The following is a 22,780-nucleotide window of genomic DNA, read 5'->3' as shown; positions in this document are numbered from 1 at the left end:
AGCTTGTGGCGCCTTTACATGCCTTGACAGGCATATAACCGTTGGCGCATATTCGACGTATGACAGACGCCATCTGGTCTGCCCTCGTGGACCCCCACCGGCGGGCCGTGCTCGATCTGCTGCGCGACCGCGACCGGGCGGTCGGCGAGCTGGTCGAGGTGCTCGGTCAGTCCCAGCCGAATGTGTCGAAGCATCTGAGGGTGCTGCGGGAGGCCGGGCTCGTTCGGGTGACCAGGCAGGCGCAGCAGCGCATCTACGCGATCGAGCCGGGTCCGATCGCGGAGCTGGACGCCTGGCTCGCGCCGTACCGGCGTCTGTGGAACGAACGACTCGACGCACTCGGCCGCTACCTCGACGAGGGCGACCGCGACGGCGCACGCACAGAGGAGCCACCATGAACCGCGGAACCTTCATCACCTTCGACGGCCGGCCGGCCGTCCAGTTCCAGCGCTCGTACCCCCGGCCGGTCGAGCAGGTCTGGGCCGCCGTCTCCGAGCCGGAGGGGCTCGCCCACTGGTTCCCGTCGACGGTCCGGCTGGAGCCGCACGCCGGAGGGAAGATCGAGTTCTCCGACGACCCCCACATGTACGCCTCGACGGGGACGGTGCTCGCCTTCGAACCGCCGCACCGCTTCGCCTTCACCTGGGAAGGCGACGAGATCCACCTGGAACTGGCGCCCGAGGGCGACTCGGGCTGCCGGCTGACGCTCACCAATGTCCTGGCGGCGGAGAACACCGCGGCCCGCAACGCCGCGGGCTGGAGCGTCTGCCTCGCCGAACTGGACAAGCACCTGGCCGGGGCCCCGGCCGAGGGCCCCCACAGCGAATCGGCCGAGCCGTGGCAGCCGTACTACGACGCGTACGTCGCGGAGGGCATGCCCTCGGGGGCCGAGATCCCGGGTGCCCCGCAGCAGGACGCCTGAGGACCGGCGGCCGCGGGTCGGGGCCGGCGCCCGCCGATGACCGGCTCCGGAGGCCTCGACGGCCGCCTTGACGCTGTGTCCGCCGATGACCGGCTCAGGACGCCTCGACGGCCGCCTTGATGCGGTGGGCGAAGGCGTCCGCGTCCTTGCGCGCGGCGCTGAGGGCGAACCCCACGAGCAGCTTGCCCAGACCGTGGCCCTCCAGGGTGTTGAACACCCTCAACCGGGTCCGGCCGGCGTCCACGGCCTCCAGGTCGTAGCCGCCCTCGGGGACCGTCACGATGTTCTTCGAGTTCTCGGTCCAGCGGATCCTGCGCGGCGGCTCGAACTCGCTGATCCGGAACTCCCGGTCCGTCGTCATCCCGGCGTCCTTGACCTTGCTCCGGTAGACGGTCCCGGCGGCCGTGGGTCCGGGCGTCGTCTTCGCCATCTCCTGCACCCTCGGGCTGAACTTCGGATCGTTCTCGCCGTCGGCGAGGAAGGCGAAGACCTCCTCGACCGGGCGGTCGATCACGACGGTCGCCTCGAACTGTCCAGCCATCGTCTCTCCTTGCTCACCCGCGCCGGCGGCCCGGCACGACCTCAGGGTCGCAGACCCCGGGCCGGCGCGCCCGGCAAGATCCGGAAGACAGGCCCCGGGGCCGGGCGCCCGTCCGCGTACTGCGACCGGGTCATGGCGCCCTTACGGACGCAGCCGCACCGGCAGCTTCTCCACGCTGTTGCCCACGAAACTGGAGTGGCGCGGGAGTTCCGCCTCGGGGACGGCCACGTCCAGCTCGGGGAAGCGGGTGAACAGCCGCTCCAGGGCGATCGTCGCCTCCATTCGGGCCAGCGGTGCGCCCAGGCAGTAGTGCGGTCCGTGGCCGAGCGAGATATGGCGGGATGCGGAGCCGCGGGTGAGGTCGAAGCGGTCCGCGTCGGCGCCGTGTGCGGCCTTGTCGCGTCCGGCGGCCGAGTATCCGGCGAGCACCGGCGTGCCCTGGGGAATGACGGTCCCGTCGAGGGTGAGGTCCTTCGTCGGATAGCGGAACGGGAAGTAGCTGACCGGACTGTCCCAGCGCAGGGTCTCCTCGACGACGTCCGCCCAGCTCGCCTTCCGGTCCTGCACGAGGGCGAGCTGGTCGCGGTGGGCGCACAGCGCACGGACGGCGTTCGTGATCAGGTTCAGGGTGGTCTCGTGCCCTGCGATGATCATCAGAAGCAGGGTGCCGAGCAGCTCGTACCGGCTGAGCCGGTCGCCGTCCTCCTCGCGCGCCGCGATGAGCGCGCTGGTCAGGTCATCGCCCGGGTCGGCCGTGCGGGCGGCGGCGACGGCGGCGAGCACCTCGACGAGCTCCTTGTTGGCGGCCATCGCCTCCTGTGGCCCGATGTCGGTGGCGACGACCTTGTGCGACAGTCCGTGCAGCCGGTCCACGTACTCGGTGTCCACGCCGAGCAGTTCGCAGATGACGCCCATCGGCAGGGGCATGGCGAAGTGCCGGCGCAGATCGGCGGTTCCGCCGCCCGCGGCCGCGGCCGCTTCGAGGCCGTCGAGCAGTTCGGCGGTCACGGTCTCGACGCGTGGCCGCAGCTCCTCCACCCGGCGCGCGGTGAACGCCTTGCTCACCAACGCCCGCAGCCGCCGGTGGTCGGCGCCGTCGGCCGTCGTCATGCCCTGCACGGTCGCGAAGGTCATCAGGGGCCAGCCATCGGGTATGTGTCCCTCGCGCAGCGCCGTGAAGTGCTCCGCGCTCTTGGCGACGTCGGGATGGGCGAGGAACTCCCTGAGCGCGTCGTGTCCGAGTACGGCCATGCCCGCCACGTCACCGGGGAGGACGACCGGGGTCACGGCGCCCTGCGCGAGCAGCCGTGCGTTGTCCGCGTGCGGGCAGCCGCCGGCGGGGTCCATCCGGTGCGGGGTGGTGGGTGAGGCGTTCAACATCGGTCTCCTGTCTCGGGGGAACGGCGTGCTGATGACGTGCGCTACACCCGCCGCAGGACGTGCAGCAGGTATTCCTTGCGGTCGAGCGGATTGTGGTCCGTGCGCGGCCGGGCCGGAAGGGCATCGCTGACCGGTGCGTACCGCTCGAAGGCGCACTCCAGCACGGCCTCACCGCGCGTCAGTCCCGGCAGCCGCTGCTCCAGCCCGTGCACCCGGCCCGCCGGAACGTCTCCCTCGAGCGTGTACGTCGCCCCTTGGAGCGTCGTGGTCTGCGGGACGGCACGGTGCCGGGCCAGTGCTGAGAGGACCGGTCCGAGGGTGTCGGCGGGGACCTCGAGCCGGAAGCGGTGCAGCGGTTCGTGCACGCTGGTGCCGGCCTCGCGCAGCGCGCTCATCAGGACCAGCGGTGTGAGGCCGCGGAAGTCGCCGGCGGTGCTGGACATGCTCTTGTCGAAGACGGCATGAGCGTGACTCTGGCGCGCGTAATAGCCCGAGTGCGTCATGGTGACCGTGCAGTCGGGGACCTGCCATCCGTAAATCCCCTGCTGCAGGGTCTCCCGCACGGATTCCTCCACCGCTTTGATGAAGGAGTACGGCATCGATCCGAGCTCGACCTCCAGCCGGAATTCCACACCGGCGCCGGCCTGCGCGGGCTCGACACGCAGTCCGACCGTGGCGAGGAAGGGGTTGGCCGGTTTCTGTTCCTTGAATTCGACGGCCGCACCGGTACCGAGGGGCCGTTCGATGCAGACGGTCGTCGTTTCGCGGAAGGTGACGTCGATGCCGAAATCGTTGGCCAGCGTCGCCTGGATGACTTCCTTCTGCACCTCGCCGTAGAGCGAGACGGACGCTTCCTGGCGGATGTCGTCCTGCCGGAGGTTGATCAGCGGGTCCTGCTCGGCGAGTTGGGTGAGCGCGGTGTGCAACGCGCCTTTGTCGCAGGGGCGGTAGGGCGCGACCACCGTTTCCAGTGTCGGCGGTGCGAAATGACGACGGTCCGCGTCCGCCGCACGCGGTACGCCGACGGGGTCGCCGATGCGAATGTCACCGAGGCCCCACAGCTTGCCGATCTGTCCCGCCGCGACCGTCTCGCGACGGTCGGCCGAGCCGCGGTCGAAGACGCTGATCGCGGTGACCTTCCCCTCGTCGCCGGCGCGGAGCCGCAGCCGGTCCCGGGTCCGTACCGTACCCGAGAACATCCGCACGTACGCGATCTTCTCACCCGCCGGCCCCCGCTCGACCTTGAAGGCCGTGCCGGACACGGGACCCTCCGCATCGCCCTCTGCCGCGGGCAGCAGTTCCCTGATGCCGTCGATCAGTTCCTCCACGCCCGCGCCCGTCATGGCCGAGCCGAAGAACACCGGGTGCACCAGGGCCTGTTGGGTCTGGTCCGCGAGCCTGTCGCGGAGCCTGCGGTACGAGACGGCCGACTCGTCGTGCACGTAAGCGGCCAGGAAGGCGTCGTCGTGGTCGGCCAGCACATCGGCCAGCCGGGCGGTGAACGCGCTGTCGGCGCCGGTGAACGGCGTGAACCGGGTGCTCGGGGTGCCGAGTCCGTCGGCCGCTCCCATCGCGACGATCGACGGGTCCAGTCGCGCGGCCATGCTCCGCAGCACATCCGTGTATCGCGCCCCGGCGCGGTCGATCTTGTTCACGAAGACGAGGGTCGGAATGCGCAGCCGCCGCAGCGTCCGCATCAGCACCCGCGTCTGCGCCTGCACGCCCTCCACTGCCGACACGACCAGCACGGCGCCGTCCAGCACGCTGAGCACCCGCTCCACCTCGGCGATGAAGTCGGGGTGTCCGGGTGTGTCGATGAGATTGACCGTGATGTCGTCGATGGCGAAGGAGACGACGGCGGACTTGATCGTGATGCCGCGTTGCCGTTCCAGCTCGAGGGAATCGGTCTGCGTACTTCCGTCATCGACGCTGCCGATCTCGTCGATGACACCGGCGGAGTGCAGCAGCCGCTCGGTCAGGCTCGTCTTACCGGCGTCGACATGCGCCAGAATTCCCAGGTTCCCGCTCCTTGGTCTGTGGCCGTCTCCCGGCTGTCGTCGGCAGTGCAGCAGAGGCGCCGCGGGACGGGCAACCGAATTTCCGCCGTGGGTCACCCGGTTGCCCGTCACGGGCCATCGGTTCCCCCTGGGTCACCGGGTCGCCGGGTCCGCCTCTCCCCGCAGCACCCCGATCAGTTCGGTCACCGTCTCGGCCATCGCCCGTCTGCCGACCGACAGATACTTCCGGGAGTCCACCGCGTCGACGTTGGTGGCCAGGTATGCGCGGATGGCCGCCGTCATCGCGACGTTCAGCGCGGTCCCGATGTTGACCTTCGCCATTCCGCCGGAAACGGCGGCCGACAGTTCCGCGTCCGGGACGCCCGACGATCCGTGCAGCACCAGTGGTACGTCGAGCGACCCGGCCAGCCGGGCCAGCAACTCGTGGTCGAGCGACGCCGTGCGGGACGTCATCGCATGGGAGCTGCCGATCGCGACGGCCAGCGCGTCCACACCGGCCGCCTCGACGAAGACCCGCGCCTCGTCCGGGTCGGTACGGGCCCCCGGCGCGTGGGCGTCCAGCGGCGCCGCGCCGTTCTTGCCGCCGACCTCGCCCAGCTCGGCCTCGATCCAGAGACCGTTGGCGTGCGCCCAGTCGGCCGCGGCACGGGTGGCGGCGAGATTCTCCTCGTACGACAGGTGCGACGCGTCGTACATCACCGAGCTGAACCCGGCGTCGGTGGCCTGCCGCAACAGGTCCCCACTCTTGACGTGGTCGAGGTGCAGTGCGACGGGTACGGCGGCCTCGCGGGCCGCCTCGACGGCTGCCCTGGCGAGCGGAAGGACGCGTCCGTAGCGGTACTTCACCGCGTTCTCGCTGATCTGCAGGATGACCGGGGAGCCCGCGGACTCCGCCCCGGCGACGACGGCCTCGGCGTGCTCCAGCGTGATGATGTTGAACGCGGCCACGGCGCGGCGCTCCGCGGCGGCCTCGGCGACCAGCGCTCCGGTCTCGGCGAGCGGCATCGGTCAGGCTCCGGCGAGGATGACGGAACGGGTCAGGTGGCGCGGGCGGTCCGGGTCGAGGCCACGTGCCTCGGCCAGGGCGACCGCGAGGCGCTGCGCCCGTACGAGCTCGGCCAGCGGGTCGAGGCCGCCCGCCACCCACATGCCGCCCGTGCCGTGGACCTCGTCGGCCAGCCCCGACGGGGCGTCACCGATCATCCAGGTTGCCGTGCCGCGGGTGGTGACGCTGATCGGGCCGTGGCGGTACTCCATCGCCGGGTACGCCTCGGCCCAGGACGCCGACGCCTCCCGCACCTTGAGCGCGGCCTCGCTGGCGAGGCCGACGGTCCAGCCGCGGCCGAGGAACGTGAACTGCTTGCAGCCGGTCAGCCAGTCGGGAAGGGGCTCGGCCAGCGCGTCCCTCGCATCGTCCACCGCGGCTTCGGTGTGCAGTCCGGCGTGTGCGCGCAGCAGGGTGAGGGCCGACGTGGCGAACCGCGTCTGGACCACGGACTTCTCGTCGGCGAAGTCGAGGACGACGACATCGTCGGCGGCCGTCGTCACGGGCGTCGCCGGGTCGGCGGTGAGGGCGGTGGTACGGGTCCGTCCGCGCAGCCTGCCGAGGAGTTCGAGCACCTCGGTGGTGGTGCCGGAGCGGGTCAGGGCGACCACTCGGTCGTACCGGCGGCCCTCGGGAAATTCGGAGGCGGCGAACGCGTCCGACTCGCCCTGCCCCGCGCCTTCGCGCAGAGCGGCCGCCGCCTGGCTCATGAACAGCGAGGTCCCGCAGCCGACGAACGCCACCCGTTCGCCCGCCGCGGGGAGTATCCCCGCCCGGCTCGCGGCCAGTTCCGCGGCCCGCTCCCAACACTCCGGCTGGCTCGCCAGCTCGTTCGCGACATGGCTCATGCCCCTGCTCCACCTTTCGAGTGCGACGCCCGCTGGCGCGTGCGAATTTCTGCAAGATAGCGCGAGCTTTCAATCATCTTCAAGCATTGGGGAGAGTGGTGTGCGCTAAGGTCACGTGGATCATTCGAGGAACGGAGCTGTGGATGTCCCGCGACGCCCGCTGGAAGACGCTGCTGGAACTGCTGGTCGAGCGGGGCCGGCTGGACGTCGAGGAGGCTGCGGCCGAGCTGAACGTCTCGGCCGCGACGATCCGGCGCGACTTCGACCAGCTCGCCGAGCAGCAGATGCTGGTACGCACGCGCGGGGGCGCGGTCGTGCACGGGGTCTCGTACGAACTCCCCCTGCGCTACAAGACGTCCCGGCGCGCGGCGGAGAAGCAGCGCATCAGCGCGGCGGTCGCCGGGCTCATCGCTCCCGGCGAGGCGGTCGGCTTCACGGGCGGCACCACGACCACGGAGGTCGCCAGGGCGCTGGCCGCGCGCCCCGACCTGGCCACGGGCTCCCCCGCGCTCACGATCGTCACCAACGCCCTCAACATCGCCAATGAGCTGGCGATCCGGCCGCAGTTCAAGATCGTCGTGACGGGCGGGGTGGCGCGCCCGCAGTCGTACGAACTGATCGGCCCGCTCGCCGACGGGGTGCTCAGCCAGATCACCATGGATGTCGCGGTGCTGGGCGTGGACGCCTTCGACGTGGTGCACGGTGCGGCGGCGCACGACGAGGACGAGGCCGCGATCAACCGGCTGCTGTGCGAGCGTGCGCAGCGGGTCGTGGTCGCCGCCGACTCCACGAAGCTGGCGGCCCGCGCCTTCGCGCGTATCTGCGGCACGGACCAGGTGGACACGCTGGTGACGGATGCGGCCGTGCCCGACGAGACGGCGGCGCGCTTCGAGGAGGCAGGAGTCGTCGTGATCCGGGCCTGACGGAGGCCCACCAATGCCTGACGAACGCCTGACGCAGGCGCGACGCGAGCCCGACGCCGGCCCGAGGCGGGAGCGACGGGCGACGGGCGACGGGCGCGACGGGCGACGGGCGACGGGCGACGGGCGACGGGCGAGGCTCCGGTGCGCTGTGCCGCGCCATGACGGCCCGGGGCGGACAGGGGCGGGCGGAAGCGGGCTATAACTGAACGATGATCATCCATGTGGTCCCGCTCGACGACTGGCTCGCCATGCCCGAACGGCCGTACGCACCGAAGTCCTTCGTCGCCGAGGGCTTCATCCACTGCTCCCCCGATGAGCCGACGACGCTCGCCGTCGTCAGCGCGTACTACCGCGACACCCCCGGCCCGCTGATGGCCCTGCTCATCGACGAGACCAAGCTCCGCTCCCCCGTGCGTTCGGAGCCGGCCGGCTCGGCCCCGCCGCCCGGTGTCGCCCCGGACACGCTCTTCCCGCATGTGTACGGACCGATCGACCGGGATGCGGTCGAAGGGCTGTTGGAGATCCAGCGGGACGCGGACGGACGCGGGGTCGGGTTCGCCCCCTGGGCCTGAAGAGCGTGCCGCGACGGACCGCCGGGGCCGCCGGGACCGGCACCGCGGTCGACCGTGGGCGCTCCGGGCAAGGCAGCCCCTAGAGGCTGGGTTTGCGACGTCAGGCGGCTCCGCGGACACCCCCTAGCGGCCGGACTCGTCCGGCGGCGGCCATCTGCGGACGGTCGTGCCCGGGGAGAGCTGGTCGACCACCTCGGCCAGCTCTGCGCAAGCCTGTTCGATCTTGCGGCGGACATTGCTCTGCTCGGTCACGATCGCCGAAAGCAGCAGGCCCGTGAGCGCCGCGGACGCGTTGAGCGCCTGGAGCGTGACCATGACCGCGAAGAGGCTGTGCCCGGCGAACGGCCCCGCCCGGTCCGTCGCCGCCGAGATGGCCAGCACGGACACGATCAGGACGCACGGGGCGGCACCCGGCAGCTGGAAGCGCAGCGCCGCCCAGATGAGCAGCGGGAAGACGAGAAAGAGCACGGCGACGGAGCTCTGGGTGGTCACGAGCGCGACGACGGTGACGCTGACCAGGAGCAGCACAGCCTCGGCGCAGCGCGCGGGATGCAGGTCCACGGGCCACCGGACCGTCCGGGCCACCAGCAGCAGCGGTGTGACCACGAGGACGCCCATGGCGTCGCCCGCCCACCACGCCGACCAGATCGGCCAGAAGCTGCCCGGTGCGAGCAGACCCGCCAGCACCAGCACTCCGGCCCCGAAGGTCGCGCTGATCAGCATCCCGGCGAAGGCACCCAGGAACACGAGCGCCAGCCCGTCCCTGAGCCGGTCGAGTTCGGCGCGGAAGCCCGCCCGGCGCAGCATCAGGTAGGCGCAGACCGGGGCGAGGCAGTTCCCGGCGAGGACGGCCAGGGCGAAGGGCCGGAACGAGCCGAGGGCCAGGATGACGAGGAAGGTGCCGAGGGCGATCCCCGGCCAGATCCGCAGCCCGAACCAGATCAGGGCGGCGACGGCGATGCCAGTGGGCGGCCAGAGCGGCGTGACCACCGCGCCCTCGACGACCACTTGCAGCGTCAGTCCGACCAGCCCTGCCACGTAGTAGGCGGCGGCGACGGCGAGCATGAGGAGCACGACTGCCCCGATGCGTCGGAATTCCCTGGTGCGGCCCACACCTGTCATGACACAACGTCCCCCGCCCGGGCGCCTCCCGGGACACGCGCCGGCCGGCCCGACCTCAGTCGGTGCGGTCGGGTGCGGACGCGTCGTGGCGCAGTACGAGTACGGCGGCGTCGTCCGTGTGGTCGGTGAACTCGGCCGCCGTCATCACGGCGGCGGCCAGCTCGTCGGCGCCGGCCCCGGCGCCCGTGCCGGCGCCCACGAGGCGGGTCACCCGGTCGAGCCCCGTGTCGATGGGGACGGTCGGGCCTTCGATCACCCCGTCCGTGAGCAGGACGAAGGCCCCCGCCTGAGTCAGCCGGCGCCTGGTCACCGGGTAGCCCTCGCCCGGCTGGATGCCCAGCGGCATCCCTCCGTCGTCCTGTGCAGCGCCACAGCTGCCGTCGGCCGTGGCCCAGACGGCGGGAACATGTCCGGCCCGGGCGCTCTCGAGGACCCAGGCCGACGGGTCGAAGCGGACGAACGTGCAGGTCGCGAAGAGGTCGCGCGCCACGGAGACCAGCAGGTCGTTGGCCCGGCTCAGCACCTCGCCGGGGTCGGTCGCCGCCGTGGCCACGGCGCGCAGCCCGATCCTGATCTGCCCCATGAAGGCGGCCGCCTCGACGTCGTGTCCCTGTACGTCCCCGATGGAGAACCCGAGTGAGCCGTCGGGCATGACGAAACCGTCGAACCAGTCCCCGCCGATGTCGAGTCCGTCGCGGGCGGGCGTGTAACGCGCCGCTGTCCGCAGTCCGGGCAGGGACGGCAGAGCCGCGGGGAGCATGTCCCGTTGCAGTGCCTCTGCCAGGTCCACCCGGGCCCTCTGCAGCTCGGCGCTCTCCCGCGCCTGTGCGGTGAGACGCCCGAGCGTGACCAGGAGATCGTCGGCGCTCGCCGACCTCGGTGGACGACGCCGCGTCATTGACCGCTCCGATGTACGTCCGTTCCCGTACCAGACGGAACCCGACGTTCATCATACTTCCGGGTCCTGAGCGTCGCTTGACGAAGCTGCGCACGCCCCCTCGCCTACGATCTCCCCACCAGCCACGGGCAACACAGCCACGCCAGGAGGCACCTCACGTGACCACGCCCACGAGCGACAGCGCACAGGCCCGCCCTACGGTGGCTGTGCTCGGTACGGGAGTCATGGGCGCGGGCATGGCCCGCAGCATGCTCCGCGCGGGACTGCCCGTCAGGGCATGGAACCGTACGCGTGCGAAGGCGGAGGCCCTGGTGGCCGACGGTGCGTACTGCGCCGGTACGCCGGCTGACGCGGTCACCGGCGCGGATGTCGTGGTGACCATGCTGAACGACGGGCCGCGGGTGCTGGCCGCGATGCAGGAAGCGGCCGACGGTCTTTCCGCGGGCACGGTGTGGGCCCAGACCGCCACCGTCGGCGAGGCCGCCACGGCGGAGCTGGCCGGTTTCGCCCGTGAACACGCCCTCGCGTTCGTCGACGCACCGGTGGTCGGCTCCCGGCAGCCCGCCGAAGCGGGCGAACTCGTCGTCCTGGCCGCGGGCCCGCCGGCCGCCCATGTCGTCCTTGCGCCCGTCTTCGACGCCATCGGCCGCCACACGACCTGGATGGGCGAGGACGCCGCCACGGCGGCCGCGAGCCGCCTCAAGCTGGTCATCAACAGCTGGGTCACCGCCCTCAACCACTCCATCGCCGAATCCCTGGCGCTCGCCCGGGGCCTCGGTGTCGATCCCCAGGCCTTCCTCGACTCGGTCTCCGGCGGAGCCCTGGACAGCGGCTATCTCCGCGCCAAGGCCTCGGTCATCCTCAGCGGTGACTACACCCCCTCCTTCAGCGTCGCCAACGCCCTCAAGGACACCCGGCTCATCACCGAAGCCGCCGAACGCGCCGGGGTCCTCGTCGACGTCGCCCAGGCAGGCATCGCCCGCTTCGAACGGGCGGAGCGCGCCGGGCACGGCGACGACGACATGGCCGCCTCCTACCTGGCGTCGTTCGAGGATCGCGGCAACTGAGCCGGGACACGCCGACGCCACCGGCCAACCGGCCCTGCACGTACGGCAATTCCCTCGCCGTCCCCCACGTCGATCGCTCAACCGGAGAACTCCGCCCCGCGGGCGGACCGTTCACTCATCCGGCGGTCCTATGTACCCCTCCGCCGTGAGCCTGCGCCGCAGGCGCTCCTCGTGGAACAGCCGCCCGACCAGCGCGCCGCCGTAGACGACGAAGCCCACGCCGACCAGCCAGGACTGCAGGACCAGCACGGTCCCGAACGGGCCGTACGTCACCGCGTTCGACGCGATCAGCGGCGAGAACACGAACTGCGAGAAGATCCGCAGCCCGAGCAGCCCCAGCGCGGTCGTCGCCGCCCCCGGCGCCAGGGCACGCCAGCGGACGCGGCCGCACAGCAGCAGCCACTGCGACCACCAGAAGAAGACGAAGGTGCCGATCAGGTCCCCGCAGGCGACGAGCATCGTCACCACGGCCGACGCGTCCGCGGGGGTCGGCGTGGCGACGAACGCCAGCAGAGCGCCGATCAGCACTGCCAGCCAGACGACGTGCCGCCACATCGTGTGCCAGCGCGCGGTCGGAAGGTCCCACGCCCGCTCGTATCCGGTCTGTACGGCGGAGCCGAAGGTCACCCCGAACCCGGCCAGCGCGGCGAGACCGAGCGCCGTGGTCCGCTGCAGGGCCTGCCCCGGCTTACCGAACAGCTGCTCGACCTCCTCCTGCGACACCTCGGACACGCCGAGGCCCTGCACCAGCCACTTGGCGAAGCCCTGGCCGCTCGCGAGGTCGGCCGCCGCGACGACGACCAGCAGCGGCACGAGGGTGAGGAAGCTGAGCGCCGCGAAGCCCATGGCGCGGTGCATCAGCTCCATCTCGCGCCCGCGGTTCCAGGCGAGCCCGACCAAGGACGTCATCATCCGCCGGTGGAGCCGCGTGAACCAGTGGCCGTGGTACGCCGCGGGGTCGTCCGGCGCACCGAATCTGAAGGGCATGTGCGCTCGCCTACCCGCCCGCGCGCCGTGACCCCTCCCGTATGCCGCCGAACGGGTGCCCCCAGCCCGGGCCATGGAGGAAAATGTGGCGGTGACCGCCATCGGCCCCACCACCGACGCCGTGCCCAGCGACGGCCACGCGCCCCTCGACGACCGCGGCCCCGGCGTCCGCCCGCCGACCATCGCCGCCCACCCCAGCTGCGCCGGCTGTGCCCGGCCCGTCGCGAGGAGAAGCGTCAGCGAGGCCGGCCGGCCGACGAGGAAGCACGCGGCGACGGTTGATCCAGCCCGCTCCGCGCAGATCGAGCGCGGCTCGCTCACGCGATGTGGAGATTGAGCGGGATCATGACGGCGAGCAGGAACACGGGGAGCAGCCCGGGCGCGAGGAAGCCGGACACGGGCGCCACGATCAGGGCGAACCCCGGAGGACCGCTCGCGCCCTGGACGAACGCCGCCACGGCGATGACGAGGGCGAGCAGCGCCGCGGCGGTGCGGTGGTGAGGCGGTCAGGCGGTCAGGCGGTCAGCCTCACACTGACCCGCTTCGGGCCGGGTGTTCCACGGATGTCGGGTGGACGCGGCGGACGCGCGCGGGCGGGGGAAACGGGACGGACCAAATCGACTTGGCCGTCAGTTTCCGAAGCCGTTTCCCGGGCGTCAAGACATCCGGCGCGGACCGCGTCTCCCCCGCGCCGCACCGTTGTCATCGTGCAGTCGCCCCGGAGGGCGGCGCAGTGTTAGAACTGGGACATGATCGGACGTTCCCGCCGGTCCCGGCTGACGGCGGTCAAGCCGCTCAGCCGCCGACGGTCACGCGATCAGCGCGAGCGCCCGGCGGACCGAGAGCGGCGTCCGCATTCACTCCTCGGCGTGCACAGCCTCGCCACCCAGGTCTTCCTCCTCCAGGCGATCGTGGTGATCCTCGTCGTGATCGCCGCGTCGGCGGCCCTGGTCCTGCAGGCGCGTTACGACAGCCGGCAGGACGCGGAGAACCGCTCACTGGCCACGGCGGAGACCTTCGCGCACGCGCCCGGTACGGCACTCGCGCTCAAGTCCCCGGACCCCGCCGCGATCCTGCAGCCCGCCGCCGACAAGGCTCAGCGCGGGGCGGGCGTCGACTTCATCGCTGTACTGAGCCTCGACGGGATCCGCTACACGGACCCGGTGCCCGAGCTGATCGGCGAGCGCGTCGAGGGGGACATCTCGCGGGCCGTCGCGGGCGAGGCGTTCACCGAGACCTTCGAGGGCCAGCCGAACGACGCCGTCCGGGCCGTCGTCCCCGTCCACGATGCCAGCAGGCGGGTGGTCGGCCTGGTGAGCGCGGGTATCCAGGTCGCGAACGTCGGTGAACTGCTGGACCGGCAGCTTCCGGTCGTGCTGGGGTCCGCGGCCGGTGCGCTGGCGCTCGCCACCGGCGGCGCGGCGCTGGTCAGCCGGCGGCTGCGGCGGCAGACGCACGGCCTCGGCCCGGCGGAGATGACCCGGATGTACGAGCACCACGACGCGGTGCTGCACGCGGTGCGCGAGGGCGTGCTGATCGTCAGCGGCGACGGGCGGCTGGTGCTCGCCAACGACGAGGCGCGCCGGCTCCTCGAACTGCCTCCCGACGCGGACCGGAAGCTCGTGTCCGAGCTGAGCCTCGGCGCGGGCATGACCCAGCTGCTGGTGTCCGGCGAAGAGGTCTCCGACCAGGTGTTCCTCTCCGGCGACCGACTGCTCGCCGTCAACACGCGGCCCACGGCGCCGTACGGAGGCGTCCCGGGCGTGGTCGCGAGCCTTCGTGACACCACCGAGCTGCGGGCTCTGTCCGGCCGGGCCGAGATCGCCCGGGAGCGCCTGACCCTGCTGTACGAGGCGGGGGTGCGGATCGGCACCACGCTGGACGTGAAGCGGACGGCGGAGGAGCTCACCGAGGTGGCCGTCCCCCGGTTCGCCGACTTCACCACCGTGGAACTGCTCGATCATGTGCTGCGCGGCGAGGAACCGACCGGCGCGACCACCACCGAGATGCGCCGTACGGCCCTGCACGGCGTCCGCGACGATCCTCCGCTCCAGCCCGTCGGGGACCTGATCCGCTTCGTCATCCCCACCACCCCGATGGCCACGGCCCTGGACAGCGGCCAGGCCGTGCTCGCGAAGGATTTGACCACCCTCCACGGCTGGCGCAGCCAGGACCCGGAGGGGGCGCAGCTGGCGCTCGACTACGGGATCCGCTCGCTGATCACGGTGCCGCTGCAGGCCCGGGGCGTCGTCCTCGGCATGGCCAACTTCTGGCGGACCGGGGAACAGCCGCCCTTCGACGAGGACGACGCGTCGTTCGCGGAGGAGCTGGCGGCCCGGGCGGCGGTGGCGATCGACAACGCCCGCAGGTTCACCCGGGAGCACGCGATGGCCGTGACCCTGCAGCGCAGTCTGCTCCCCCGTGATCTGCCGCAGCAGGACGCGCTGGAGGTGGCCTGGCGCTACCTTCCCGCGCAGGCCGGGGTGGGCGGCGACTGGTTCGACGTCATTCCGCTGCCCGGGTTCCGTGTCGCCCTGGTGGTGGGCGACGTGGTCGGGCACGGCATGTACGCCGCCGCGACGATGGGGCGGCTGCGTACCGCCGTACTCAACTTCTCGTCCCTCGACCTGCCCCCGGCCGATCTCCTGGCGCACCTCGACGACCTGGTGATCCGTATCGACGCCGACCAGACGGCCGAGGACCACGACCGAGCCCCGATCACCGGCGCCACCTGCCTGTACGCCGTGTACGACTCGGTCAGCGGGCGCTGCACGCTCGCGCACGCCGGGCATCCCGCGCCGGCGCTGGTCGAACCGGTGAGCGGCGTGAGGTATCCCGAGCTGCCGGTGTCGCCGCCGCTCGGCATCGGCGGACACCCGTTCGAGGAGATCGAGGTCGATCTGGCCGAAGGCAGCCGGCTCGTCCTGTTCACGGACGGGCTGGTCGAGGACCGCCGCCGGGACATCGACGAGGGACTGGAGCTGCTCCGGGCCGCGATCGCCCCGCCGGATCTCACTCCTGAGGAGACCTGTGTCGCCGTGACGAAGGCGATGCCGCCCAGCCAGTCGAGCGACGACATCGCGCTGCTCGTCGCCCGTACCCGGCTGCTGGCGGCGGAGAACGTCGCCGTGTGGGACGTGCCGTTCGATGTCGCGGAGGTCTCCCGGGTGCGCAACGAGGCCACCCGCAGGCTCGCGGACTGGGGGCTCGAGGAGTCTTCGTTCGTCACCGAGCTCGTGCTGAGCGAACTGCTCACGAACGCGCTCCGCTACGGCACCGAGCCCGTGAGGGCCCGTCTGCTGCACGGACGCACGCTCGTCTGCGAGGTGTCCGACGGCAGCAACACGTCCCCGCACCTGCGCCGGGCCGCGACCACCGACGAGGGCGGGCGCGGACTGTTCCTGGTGGCCCAGTTCTCACAGCGCTGGGGGACCCGCTATGTCACCGACGGCAAGATCATCTGGGCCGAACTGGCGCCGGCGGGCGAGTTGCCCGACGAGTCGGCGATGATGATGTTCGACGACGAACTGGCGTGGTGACGGCCTGCCGGCTGGGGCATGTCCTCGGGCCGGGGGCCTGTCCTGTGGATCAGGTCCTACCTAGGCGACCGGGCGGGCCTCGACGCCCGACGCGGGCTGCTGGTGCCCGCCGCTGGCGAGCATCCGCACTTCCCCGCGGTCGCTGATCTCGGCCTGCACGATGCCGGTGTCGTCGGCGTAGACCGGATGGCCGCCCGGGCCCTTGCGGTCGGTACGGCGTACGACGACGGCGTCCTCGCCCTCAGCGTCCACCTCGCCGTGCGAGAAGATCAGCTCGTACGCCTCGCCGGTGTCGTCCCGGTTCATAACGCCCTCCTCTGCCGCGCCGGCGAACCGCCGCGCACCGCGTCCGGATATAGACCCGAATGACCATTATCAGGGAGTTCAGCCCGGGCGCGAGCGGCATGTGACCACGGGACGACCGGGAGCGACCCCGGCTCGCGGGCCGCCTTGTCCGGCGTGCCGATCGGGATCAGGTGGTCGAACCGTCCGACCTCGTCGATGAAGACCAGCACCCCGCTCCAGCACCGTGATGCGCGCGAAGGCGCTGCGCAGCGCCGCCGAACTCGACGAGCAGGGCGCCGGCGAGTCCGCAGCCGCACCAGGCGGAGGAGAGCCGGTGAGGCGAGGTGTGGTGGCGCGCCGGGATCGTGCGCCATCGTGGATACGCCGGACATGGAGTCCGACGTTGGGGCTTGCGGGTCGGAGCCGTGGCTGATCGAACAGATCTCGACGTCCTTCACACGGTCGGGCAGGCCGGTGAAGCGGAGGGTGCCGGGCGGGCCGGGCTGATTCTGGGCGGTCCCGGTGGTCATGTCGATGGTCAGGGTGTTGCCGCCGGTCACGTATGCCTGGTCGGCCAGGCGGCCGTCGACGAGCAGGTCGTACACCCCGTCCGGGCGGCGCCGGGCACCTGTGTAAACCCGTTTGGTGGGCAGCGTGTCCGTCGGATGGTCGGACTCGCCGATTGCGCCGCGCGGTCGGCGGCGTCCGGCTGGTGTGGGGTCCTCGGTCAGGGCGCGGGCCAGTTCCGCAGGAGGGCGTCGAGGGCGTCGAGGATCCGTGACCAGGTTTCCTGCGTGTCGGGGGCGCTGTGACTGAACCCTCCCCCCATCTCCAGGCTGACGTAGCCGTGGAAGACGCTGCCCAGCAGTCGGACCGCGTGCGTCTGGTCCGGCTCCGCCAGGTCGTAGCCGCGCAGGATGGCCCGCGTCATTTGTGCGTGCCTGCCTCCAGCACTGGCGGCTGCCGTCTCGGGGTCGAGCCTGAGCTGGGCTGCGGCGTAGCGGCCGGGATGCTCCCGGGCGTAGTCGCGGTAGACGTTGGCGAAGGCGGTCAGGGCGTCCTTGCCGGCCCGCCCCGCCAGGGCGGCGGCAACCCGGTCGGCGAGTTCCTCCAAGGCGAGCAGGGCGATCCTGGTCTTGAGGTCCTGGGAGCTCTTCAGGTGCGAGTACAGGCTCGCGACCTTGACGTCGAACCGCCTGGCGAGCGCCGAGACGGTCACCTGGTCGAAGCCGACCTCGTCAGCCAGTTCCGCCCCGGCCAGGGTCAGGCGTTCCGTGGTCAGTCCTACGCGCGCCATAGCCTTCCTCGTATTCGGCAGACTCAATTATCTATTTACCTAATAGCTTTAGGCAAATTAGCCGGCCGAGGGTGGGGTCGCTGACTGAGCACGAGGACACGGCACCGGCGCACGGCTCCACGAGACGACCCGTCGACTGCCGGACTGCGGTTGCGCACGCCGTTGAATGTGGCAGAGGGGCCCTCAAGGAAGGGCCCCCTGTGCTGCGACGACTGCCGGCAGCAGGCGAGCCCGCCGCTGCTCCGGTTGCTCGCGAGGATCGGGCAGGCGTGCTCGCTACGTCCTCCTCTTTCCTTGGGTTCGAAGGCTCAGCAGATGCGCGGCAGTTGTTCACCGAGCGGCATGTCGACCACGCGCGTGCCGCCGAGTCCGGTGCGCGCCACCACCATTCCGGGGTGGCCGGCGACCGCCTCGCCGATCACCGTTGCCTCCCTGCCCAGCGGATGCGCGCGCATGGCCGCCAGGACCGCGTCGGCGTGCTCGCGCTCGACGAACGCGACGAGCTTGCCCTCGTTCGCGACGTACATCGGGTCCAGGCCCAGGACGGCGCAGGCGTTGGCCACGGCAGGCGGGACCGGGATCGCGCGCTCCTGCACGACGACGCCGGTGCCGGATGCCGTCGCGAGCTCGTTCAGGGCCGCGGCGAGTCCGCCGCGTGTCGGATCGCGCAGTACGTGGAGGGGGCAGGCGCCACTGACGTCACGGTCGTCGGTGACCGCGAGCATCGCCGCGACCAGGCCGCCGAGCGCGGCACAGTCACTCTCGATCTCCACGCCGAACTCCAGGCCCTCGCGCACGCTCATGATCGCGACGCCGTGGGCGCCGATCGGGCCGCTGACGATGACGACGTCGCCGGGTACGACGCGTTGCGGGCGCAGATCAACACCGTGCGGGATGAGGCCGATGCCCGAGGTGTTGATGAAGATGCCGTCGCCGTGGCCGGCTTCCACGACCTTGGTGTCGCCGGTCGCGACCTCCACTCCGGCGGTGCGGGCAGCCGCTCCGAGTGCTTCGGCCACGCGGGTGACGACCCCGAGCTCGACCCCCTCCTCGAGGATGAAACCGCAGGACAGATACGCGGGCCGGGCACCGCTCATGGCGAGGTCGTTGACGGTGCCGTTGACCGCGAGGTCGCCGATGCTGCCGCCGGGGAAGAACAGCGGCCGCACCACGAACGAGTCGGTGGAGAACGCGAGGCGCGCACCGCCCAGTTCGAGCGCGGCGGAGTCGCCGAGCCCGGCCAGCGCCGGTCCGCCGAAGGCGGGCGCGAAGATGTGCTCGACCAGTTCGGCGGACATGGTGCCGCCACCGCCGTGGCCCATCACCACGCGCGGCTGGTCCCGCAGTGGAGCGGGGCAGGTCCACGCCAGGACGTCCGGCGCTTGGGTGGCTGCGGACTGGCTGGTCTCAGACAACGGGGCTTCCCTTCCGGGAGGCGGCGGCCGGATCGAGCCGCCGGTACAGGTAGTAGGCGGCGCAGGCGCCCTCGCTGGAGACCATGGTCGCGCCGAGCGGGGTGCGCGGGGTGCAGGTGGTGCCGAAGGCTTCGCACTGATGGGGCTTCAGCAGCCCCTGCAGGACCTCGCCGCTGCGGCATTCGGCCGGCTCGCGGGTGTCGATGCCGGTCACCGAGAAGCGGTGCTCGGCGTCGTAGTCCCGGTAGCGCGGGGACAGCCGCCAGCCGCTGTCGGGGATCACCCCGATGCCGCGCCAGGCGCGGTCGGTGACCTCGAAGACGTCGTCCAGCATGGCCTGTGCGGCCTGGTTGCCCTCGGCTCTGACGGCACGCGGGTAGGCGTTCTCCACGGTGTGCTCACCGCGCTCGAGCTGCAGGACGGTGCGGCGTACGCCTTCCAGGATGTCCAGCGGCTCGAATCCGGTCACGACGATGGGGACCTCGTACTTCTCGGCGAGCTCCGGGTACTCGCCGACACCCATCACACTGCAGACGTGCCCGGCGGCGAGGAAGGCCTGGACGCGGCAGTTCGGCGACTGCATGATCGCCTCGATCGCCGGGGGTACGCGCACATGGGAGACCAGCAGGCTGAAGTTGGGGATGCCGAGCCTGCGGGCCTGATACACCGTCATGGCGTTGGGCGGCGCGGTGGTCTCGAAGCCGATGCCGAAGAACACGACCTCGCGGTCCGGGTTCTCCTGAGCGATGCGAAGGGCGTCGAGCGGTGAGTAGACCACCCGTACGTCACCGCCCTCACCACGCACCTGGAACAGATCGCGGCCGGTCCCCGGCACACGCAGCATGTCGCCGAAGGAGCAGAAGATCACCCCCGGGCGTGAGGCGATCTCCAGTGCCTTGTCGATGACCTCCAGCGGTGTCACGCACACCGGACAGCCGGGGCCGTGGATCAACTCGATCCCGTCCGGGAGGAGTTGGTCGATCCCGTGCCGGATGATGGTGTGCGTCTGGCCTCCGCAGACCTCCATCAGCGCCCAGGGCCGGGTCACGGTGGCACGGATCTCGTCGAGCAGCCGCCGGGCCAGGTCCGGGTCCTGGAACTCGTCGATGTACTTCATCGCTGTTCCTCCCCGGCGACGCCGCCGGCGGCGGGCAGCTCGGTTCCGTCCGCTTCGGCGACGGGCTCCCACGGATCGCCGAACTCCTCCTGGAGCATGCCGAGGTTCGCGAACAGCTCCAGCGTCTGCCGGGCCGACTCCTCGTCGAGCCGTTGCAGGGCGAATCCCACGTGGACGATGGCGTATTCACCGACCTTGAGGTCTGGCAGATACTCCAGGCACACGTCCTTGACCACGCCGCCGAAGTCCACGGTGGCCATGCGGGTGCCGTCCCGGTCCTCGATGCCCAGCACTTTGCCGGGTACCGCCAAGCACATGAGTGTCTCCTCGCTGTCGCGCCGCGGCGCGCTCCGTCATCCGGCGGCCTCGGCCGTCGTGCGGGCGGCCACGACGAGCTGGCCGAGGGCCAGCCCTCCGTCGTTCGGGGGGATCCGGTGGTGGCGCAGGACGGTGAAGCCGTCCTTCCGCAGTCCTCGTGCGCAGGCCGAGGAGAGCAGCGCGTTGGCGAACACTCCCCCGGTCAGCGCCACGGTGTCGAGCCCGTGCTGCTCGCGTGCCGTGCCGCAGACGGTACGGACGAGGCGGGCGACCGCCCCGTGGAAGCGCGCCGCGACCAGGGAGACAGGAGTGCCGGTGCGTACGTCGTCGGCGACTGCGGCGAGGACGGGTGCGGGGTCGGCGGCCAGGGCGGGGGCCGGGCCGGCCGGTGCGGCCGGGCCTTCCGGTCCGGGCGCACGCAGGGCGAAGGCGTAACGGCCGCCGTCGTCGTCGGCGGCGGTGCTCACTGCGGCGGCTTCGAGTTCGACGGCGGCCTGCGCCTCGTACCCGGCGCGGTGGCATACGCCCGCGAGCGAGGAGACGGCGTCGAACAGTCGGCCCATGCTGGACGTGGGCACACAGTTGAGGCCGCGCTCCAGCTGCCGTTCCAGCAAGGCGAGTTCGCCGGGCAAGCAGGTCTCGACGCAGGGCAGGCCGGCCGTCCGGTCGATGCCTGCCGCCCGCAGATGCGCAATGGCCATGCGGTACGGGCGCTGGACGGCCGCGTCGCCGCCCGGGAGCGGTACGTACGCGAGGTGCGCGTAGCGGGTGAAGCCATCGTAGTCGGCCAGCAGGAACTCCCCGCCCCACACGGCTCCGTCCTCGCCGTATCCGGTGCCGTCGAAGGCGACGCCGATCACCGGTCGGCTGCCGTCCAGGCCGTGTTCGGCCATGGTCGACGCCACATGCGCGTGATGGTGCTGGACGCGAACGAGCGGCCGGTCCCCGGCGTGGCGCCGCGCCCAGGTGCCCGAGCGGTATCCGGGGTGCCGGTCGGCAGCGAGGAGGCCCGGCCGTACCCCGGTGATCGCCTCCAGCTGCTCCTCGGCCACCGCGAAGGCGTGCTGCGTGGCGAGGTCGTCCATGTCGCCGATGTGGGCGGACAGCCAGGCCTTGCGGCCGGTCCCGAGGCAGAAGGTGTTCTTCAGGTCGCCGCCGACGGCGAGGGCGGGCGGCACGGACACGGGCAGGGAGACCGGCAGCGGGGCATAACCGCGTGAGCGGCGCAGCGTCAGCGCTTCTCCGTCGCAGATGCGCACCACGGAGTCGTCGCACGGCACATGGATCGGCCGGTCGTGCAGCAGCCAGGCGTCGGCGAGATGGGCGAGCCGGTCCAGCGCCTCCGTGTCGTCGGTGACGATGGGCTCCCCTGCGACATTGCCGCTGGTCATGACGAGGAGGCGGGGCGCGCTTCCGTCGTCGCCGTCGAGCCCGAGCAGCAGATGGTGCAGCGGTGTGTACGGGAGCATGACGCCGAGGTCGGGGCTGCCGGGGGCGACCCCTTCCGCGATCCGGGGGGCGCCGGGCTCCTTCGGGGATGCGCTGCGGCGGCGCATCAGGACGATGGGGCGGGTGCTGCCGGTGAGCAGCTCGCGCTCCTCGGCGCCGATGTGGACGAGGTGTTCGACCGTGGCGATGTCCCGTGCCATCAGGGCGAACGGCTTGCGGCCCCGGGCCTTGCGGCTGCGCAGCAGCGCCACCGCCCCGGAGTTGGTCGCATCGCAGGCGAGGTGGTAGCCGCCGAGCCCCTTGACCGCGAGGATCGCGCCGCCGGACAGGAGCGCGCGCGCCTCGGCGACCGGGTCCGCCGTGCTCGCAGGACCGCCGAGGCTCCGGTCGTTCGGATCGGGTGCGAGCACGTGCCGGGGCCGCAGCCCCGGGGCGGCCGGGGCGATGATCAGCCGCAGCCGGGGCCCGCAGGAGGGGCAGGCGACCGGCTGTGCGTGGAAGCGGCGGTCGGCCGGATCGGCGTATTCCCGGGCGCAGTCGCGGCACATCGGGAAGTCGGCCATCGTCGTGTGGTCGCGGTCGTAGGGCAGTCCCGTGACGATGGTGAAGCGCGGCCCGCAGTGGGTGCAGGTGATGAAGGGATGCCGGTGGCGCCGGTCGGCCGGGTCGGCGAGCTCGGCCAGGCAGTCGGCGCAGGAGGCGGTGTCCGGGGAGACGAGTGTGCGGACGGGTCCGTCGGTGAGTGACGAGAGGATGGTGAAGCCGCTGCCGCCGGTGGCGGGGACTTCTTCGTCGTGGACCGACTCCACCATCGCCAGGGGCGGGGCGTCCCTGCCGATACGCGCGCAGAACCGCGCCACGGCGAGCGGCGCGCCTTCGACCTCGGCGACGAGGCCGTCGCCCGTGTTGGTCACATGGCCCGTCAGTTCCAGTCCGGTGGCGAGGGTGTACACGAACGGCCGGAAGCCGACGCCCTGCACCACACCCCGCACGGTGACCCGGCGGCGCCGTACGGACATGGCCGCCGCCAGACCGGG

The 22,780-nt window shown here is 71.8% G+C and carries 23 protein-coding genes; 7 read left to right on the top strand and 16 right to left on the bottom strand.

Features of this window, described 5'->3' with window-relative positions; genetic code table 11:
- Window positions 1-59: 59 nt before the first annotated feature.
- The gene (locus ACWCXB_RS26705; RefSeq protein WP_450726203.1) at window positions 60-398 is read left to right on the top strand and encodes an ArsR/SmtB family transcription factor; all 339 of its coding nucleotides are present in this window, start codon (window positions 60-62) and stop codon (window positions 396-398) included.
- Window positions 395-922 (top strand): SRPBCC family protein, encoded by a 528-nt coding sequence (locus tag ACWCXB_RS26700; protein ID WP_450726201.1) that lies wholly within the window; start codon window positions 395-397, stop codon window positions 920-922. Before ACWCXB_RS26705 ends, ACWCXB_RS26700 begins: the two co-directional genes overlap by 4 nt.
- Before the next feature lie 94 nt (window positions 923-1,016).
- Here ACWCXB_RS26700 and ACWCXB_RS26695 read toward each other — a convergent pair whose 3' ends face one another.
- The 5 genes from ACWCXB_RS26695 to ACWCXB_RS26675 form a co-directional block, all read right to left on the bottom strand.
- Window positions 1,017-1,463, bottom strand: a complete 447-nt coding sequence (locus ACWCXB_RS26695; RefSeq protein ID WP_450726200.1) for an SRPBCC family protein — start codon at window positions 1,461-1,463, stop codon at window positions 1,017-1,019.
- A 141-nt stretch (window positions 1,464-1,604) separates the two neighbouring features.
- Window positions 1,605-2,843 carry a cytochrome P450 family protein gene (locus tag ACWCXB_RS26690; protein WP_450726198.1) on the bottom strand — a complete coding sequence of 413 codons (1,239 nt, stop codon included), beginning with the start codon at window positions 2,841-2,843 and terminating at the stop codon, window positions 1,605-1,607.
- Window positions 2,844-2,884: 41 nt separating this feature from the next.
- Window positions 2,885-4,912 carry a GTP-binding protein gene (locus tag ACWCXB_RS26685; RefSeq protein WP_450726234.1) on the bottom strand — a complete coding sequence of 676 codons (2,028 nt, stop codon included), beginning with the start codon at window positions 4,910-4,912 and terminating at the stop codon, window positions 2,885-2,887.
- An 81-nt stretch (window positions 4,913-4,993) separates the two neighbouring features.
- A complete protein-coding gene (locus ACWCXB_RS26680) occupies window positions 4,994-5,866 on the bottom strand; it encodes a class II fructose-bisphosphate aldolase (protein WP_450726196.1) in 873 nt (290 codons plus the stop codon).
- A gap of 3 nt (window positions 5,867-5,869) precedes the next feature.
- Window positions 5,870-6,754, bottom strand: a complete 885-nt coding sequence (locus ACWCXB_RS26675) for an SIS domain-containing protein (RefSeq protein ID WP_450726195.1) — start codon at window positions 6,752-6,754, stop codon at window positions 5,870-5,872.
- A 143-nt stretch (window positions 6,755-6,897) separates the two neighbouring features.
- Between ACWCXB_RS26675 and ACWCXB_RS26670 the strand changes: the two genes are divergently transcribed.
- Complete coding sequence (locus ACWCXB_RS26670; protein WP_450726194.1) at window positions 6,898-7,677, top strand: DeoR/GlpR family DNA-binding transcription regulator; 780 nt, start codon at window positions 6,898-6,900, stop codon at window positions 7,675-7,677.
- Window positions 7,678-7,886: 209 nt separating this feature from the next.
- The gene (locus ACWCXB_RS26665; protein ID WP_450726192.1) at window positions 7,887-8,249 is read left to right on the top strand and encodes a DUF952 domain-containing protein; all 363 of its coding nucleotides are present in this window, start codon (window positions 7,887-7,889) and stop codon (window positions 8,247-8,249) included.
- A gap of 123 nt (window positions 8,250-8,372) precedes the next feature.
- On the opposite strand, the gene ACWCXB_RS26660 is transcribed toward ACWCXB_RS26665, so the two are convergent.
- Both ACWCXB_RS26660 and ACWCXB_RS26655 read right to left on the bottom strand, forming a co-directional pair.
- Window positions 8,373-9,371, bottom strand: a complete 999-nt coding sequence (locus ACWCXB_RS26660) for an MASE1 domain-containing protein (RefSeq protein ID WP_450726190.1) — start codon at window positions 9,369-9,371, stop codon at window positions 8,373-8,375.
- Window positions 9,372-9,426: 55 nt separating this feature from the next.
- Complete coding sequence (locus tag ACWCXB_RS26655; protein WP_450726188.1) at window positions 9,427-10,269, bottom strand: PP2C family protein-serine/threonine phosphatase; 843 nt, start codon at window positions 10,267-10,269, stop codon at window positions 9,427-9,429.
- Window positions 10,270-10,427: 158 nt separating this feature from the next.
- Here ACWCXB_RS26655 and ACWCXB_RS26650 point away from each other — a divergent pair, with 158 nt between their 5' ends.
- On the top strand, window positions 10,428-11,336 hold the full coding sequence (locus ACWCXB_RS26650) for an NAD(P)-dependent oxidoreductase (protein ID WP_450726187.1): 909 nt from the start codon (window positions 10,428-10,430) through the stop codon (window positions 11,334-11,336).
- Between the two features lie 111 nt (window positions 11,337-11,447).
- On the opposite strand, the gene ACWCXB_RS26645 is transcribed toward ACWCXB_RS26650, so the two are convergent.
- Entirely contained in the window at window positions 11,448-12,323 is an 876-nt protein-coding gene (locus tag ACWCXB_RS26645; RefSeq protein ID WP_450726185.1) for a YhjD/YihY/BrkB family envelope integrity protein, read from the bottom strand.
- A 91-nt stretch (window positions 12,324-12,414) separates the two neighbouring features.
- On the opposite strand from ACWCXB_RS26645, the gene ACWCXB_RS26640 reads away from it, so the two are divergent.
- Window positions 12,415-12,660 (top strand): hypothetical protein, encoded by a 246-nt coding sequence (locus ACWCXB_RS26640; protein ID WP_450726183.1) that lies wholly within the window; start codon window positions 12,415-12,417, stop codon window positions 12,658-12,660.
- On the opposite strand, the gene ACWCXB_RS26635 is transcribed toward ACWCXB_RS26640, so the two are convergent.
- Window positions 12,641-12,781 (bottom strand): hypothetical protein, encoded by a 141-nt coding sequence (locus ACWCXB_RS26635; RefSeq protein WP_450726181.1) that lies wholly within the window; start codon window positions 12,779-12,781, stop codon window positions 12,641-12,643. The genes ACWCXB_RS26640 and ACWCXB_RS26635 overlap by 20 nt on opposite strands.
- Before the next feature lie 291 nt (window positions 12,782-13,072).
- Between ACWCXB_RS26635 and ACWCXB_RS26630 the strand changes: the two genes are divergently transcribed.
- Window positions 13,073-15,862, top strand: coding sequence for a SpoIIE family protein phosphatase (locus tag ACWCXB_RS26630; protein WP_450726179.1), 2,790 nt, complete (start codon window positions 13,073-13,075; stop codon window positions 15,860-15,862).
- Window positions 15,863-15,922: 60 nt separating this feature from the next.
- Here ACWCXB_RS26630 and ACWCXB_RS26625 read toward each other — a convergent pair whose 3' ends face one another.
- The 7 genes from ACWCXB_RS26625 to hypF form a co-directional block, all read right to left on the bottom strand.
- Window positions 15,923-16,168: a DUF6296 family protein gene (locus tag ACWCXB_RS26625; RefSeq protein WP_450726178.1), complete on the bottom strand. Its 246-nt coding sequence runs from the start codon at window positions 16,166-16,168 to the stop codon at window positions 15,923-15,925.
- Window positions 16,165-16,752, bottom strand: a complete 588-nt coding sequence (locus ACWCXB_RS26620) for a hypothetical protein (protein ID WP_450726176.1) — start codon at window positions 16,750-16,752, stop codon at window positions 16,165-16,167. Before ACWCXB_RS26620 ends, ACWCXB_RS26625 begins: the two co-directional genes overlap by 4 nt.
- Before the next feature lie 122 nt (window positions 16,753-16,874).
- Window positions 16,875-17,444 carry a TetR/AcrR family transcriptional regulator gene (locus ACWCXB_RS26615; protein WP_450726174.1) on the bottom strand — a complete coding sequence of 190 codons (570 nt, stop codon included), beginning with the start codon at window positions 17,442-17,444 and terminating at the stop codon, window positions 16,875-16,877.
- A 308-nt stretch (window positions 17,445-17,752) separates the two neighbouring features.
- The gene (hypE, locus tag ACWCXB_RS26610; RefSeq protein WP_450726233.1) at window positions 17,753-18,766 is read right to left on the bottom strand and encodes a hydrogenase expression/formation protein HypE; all 1,014 of its coding nucleotides are present in this window, start codon (window positions 18,764-18,766) and stop codon (window positions 17,753-17,755) included.
- An 85-nt stretch (window positions 18,767-18,851) separates the two neighbouring features.
- The gene (hypD, locus tag ACWCXB_RS26605; protein WP_450726172.1) at window positions 18,852-19,976 is read right to left on the bottom strand and encodes a hydrogenase formation protein HypD; all 1,125 of its coding nucleotides are present in this window, start codon (window positions 19,974-19,976) and stop codon (window positions 18,852-18,854) included.
- Window positions 19,973-20,293 (bottom strand): HypC/HybG/HupF family hydrogenase formation chaperone, encoded by a 321-nt coding sequence (locus ACWCXB_RS26600; protein ID WP_450726170.1) that lies wholly within the window; start codon window positions 20,291-20,293, stop codon window positions 19,973-19,975. The genes hypD and ACWCXB_RS26600 overlap by 4 nt, the downstream gene beginning before the upstream one ends.
- Before the next feature lie 36 nt (window positions 20,294-20,329).
- Window positions 20,330-22,762, bottom strand: a complete 2,433-nt coding sequence (hypF, locus tag ACWCXB_RS26595; RefSeq protein ID WP_450726231.1) for a carbamoyltransferase HypF — start codon at window positions 22,760-22,762, stop codon at window positions 20,330-20,332.
- Between the last annotated feature and the right edge of the window lie 18 nt (window positions 22,763-22,780).

This window comes from Streptomyces sp. NPDC001514 (assembly GCF_053597075.1).
This window is presented reverse-complemented; position numbering and strand designations above follow the sequence as displayed.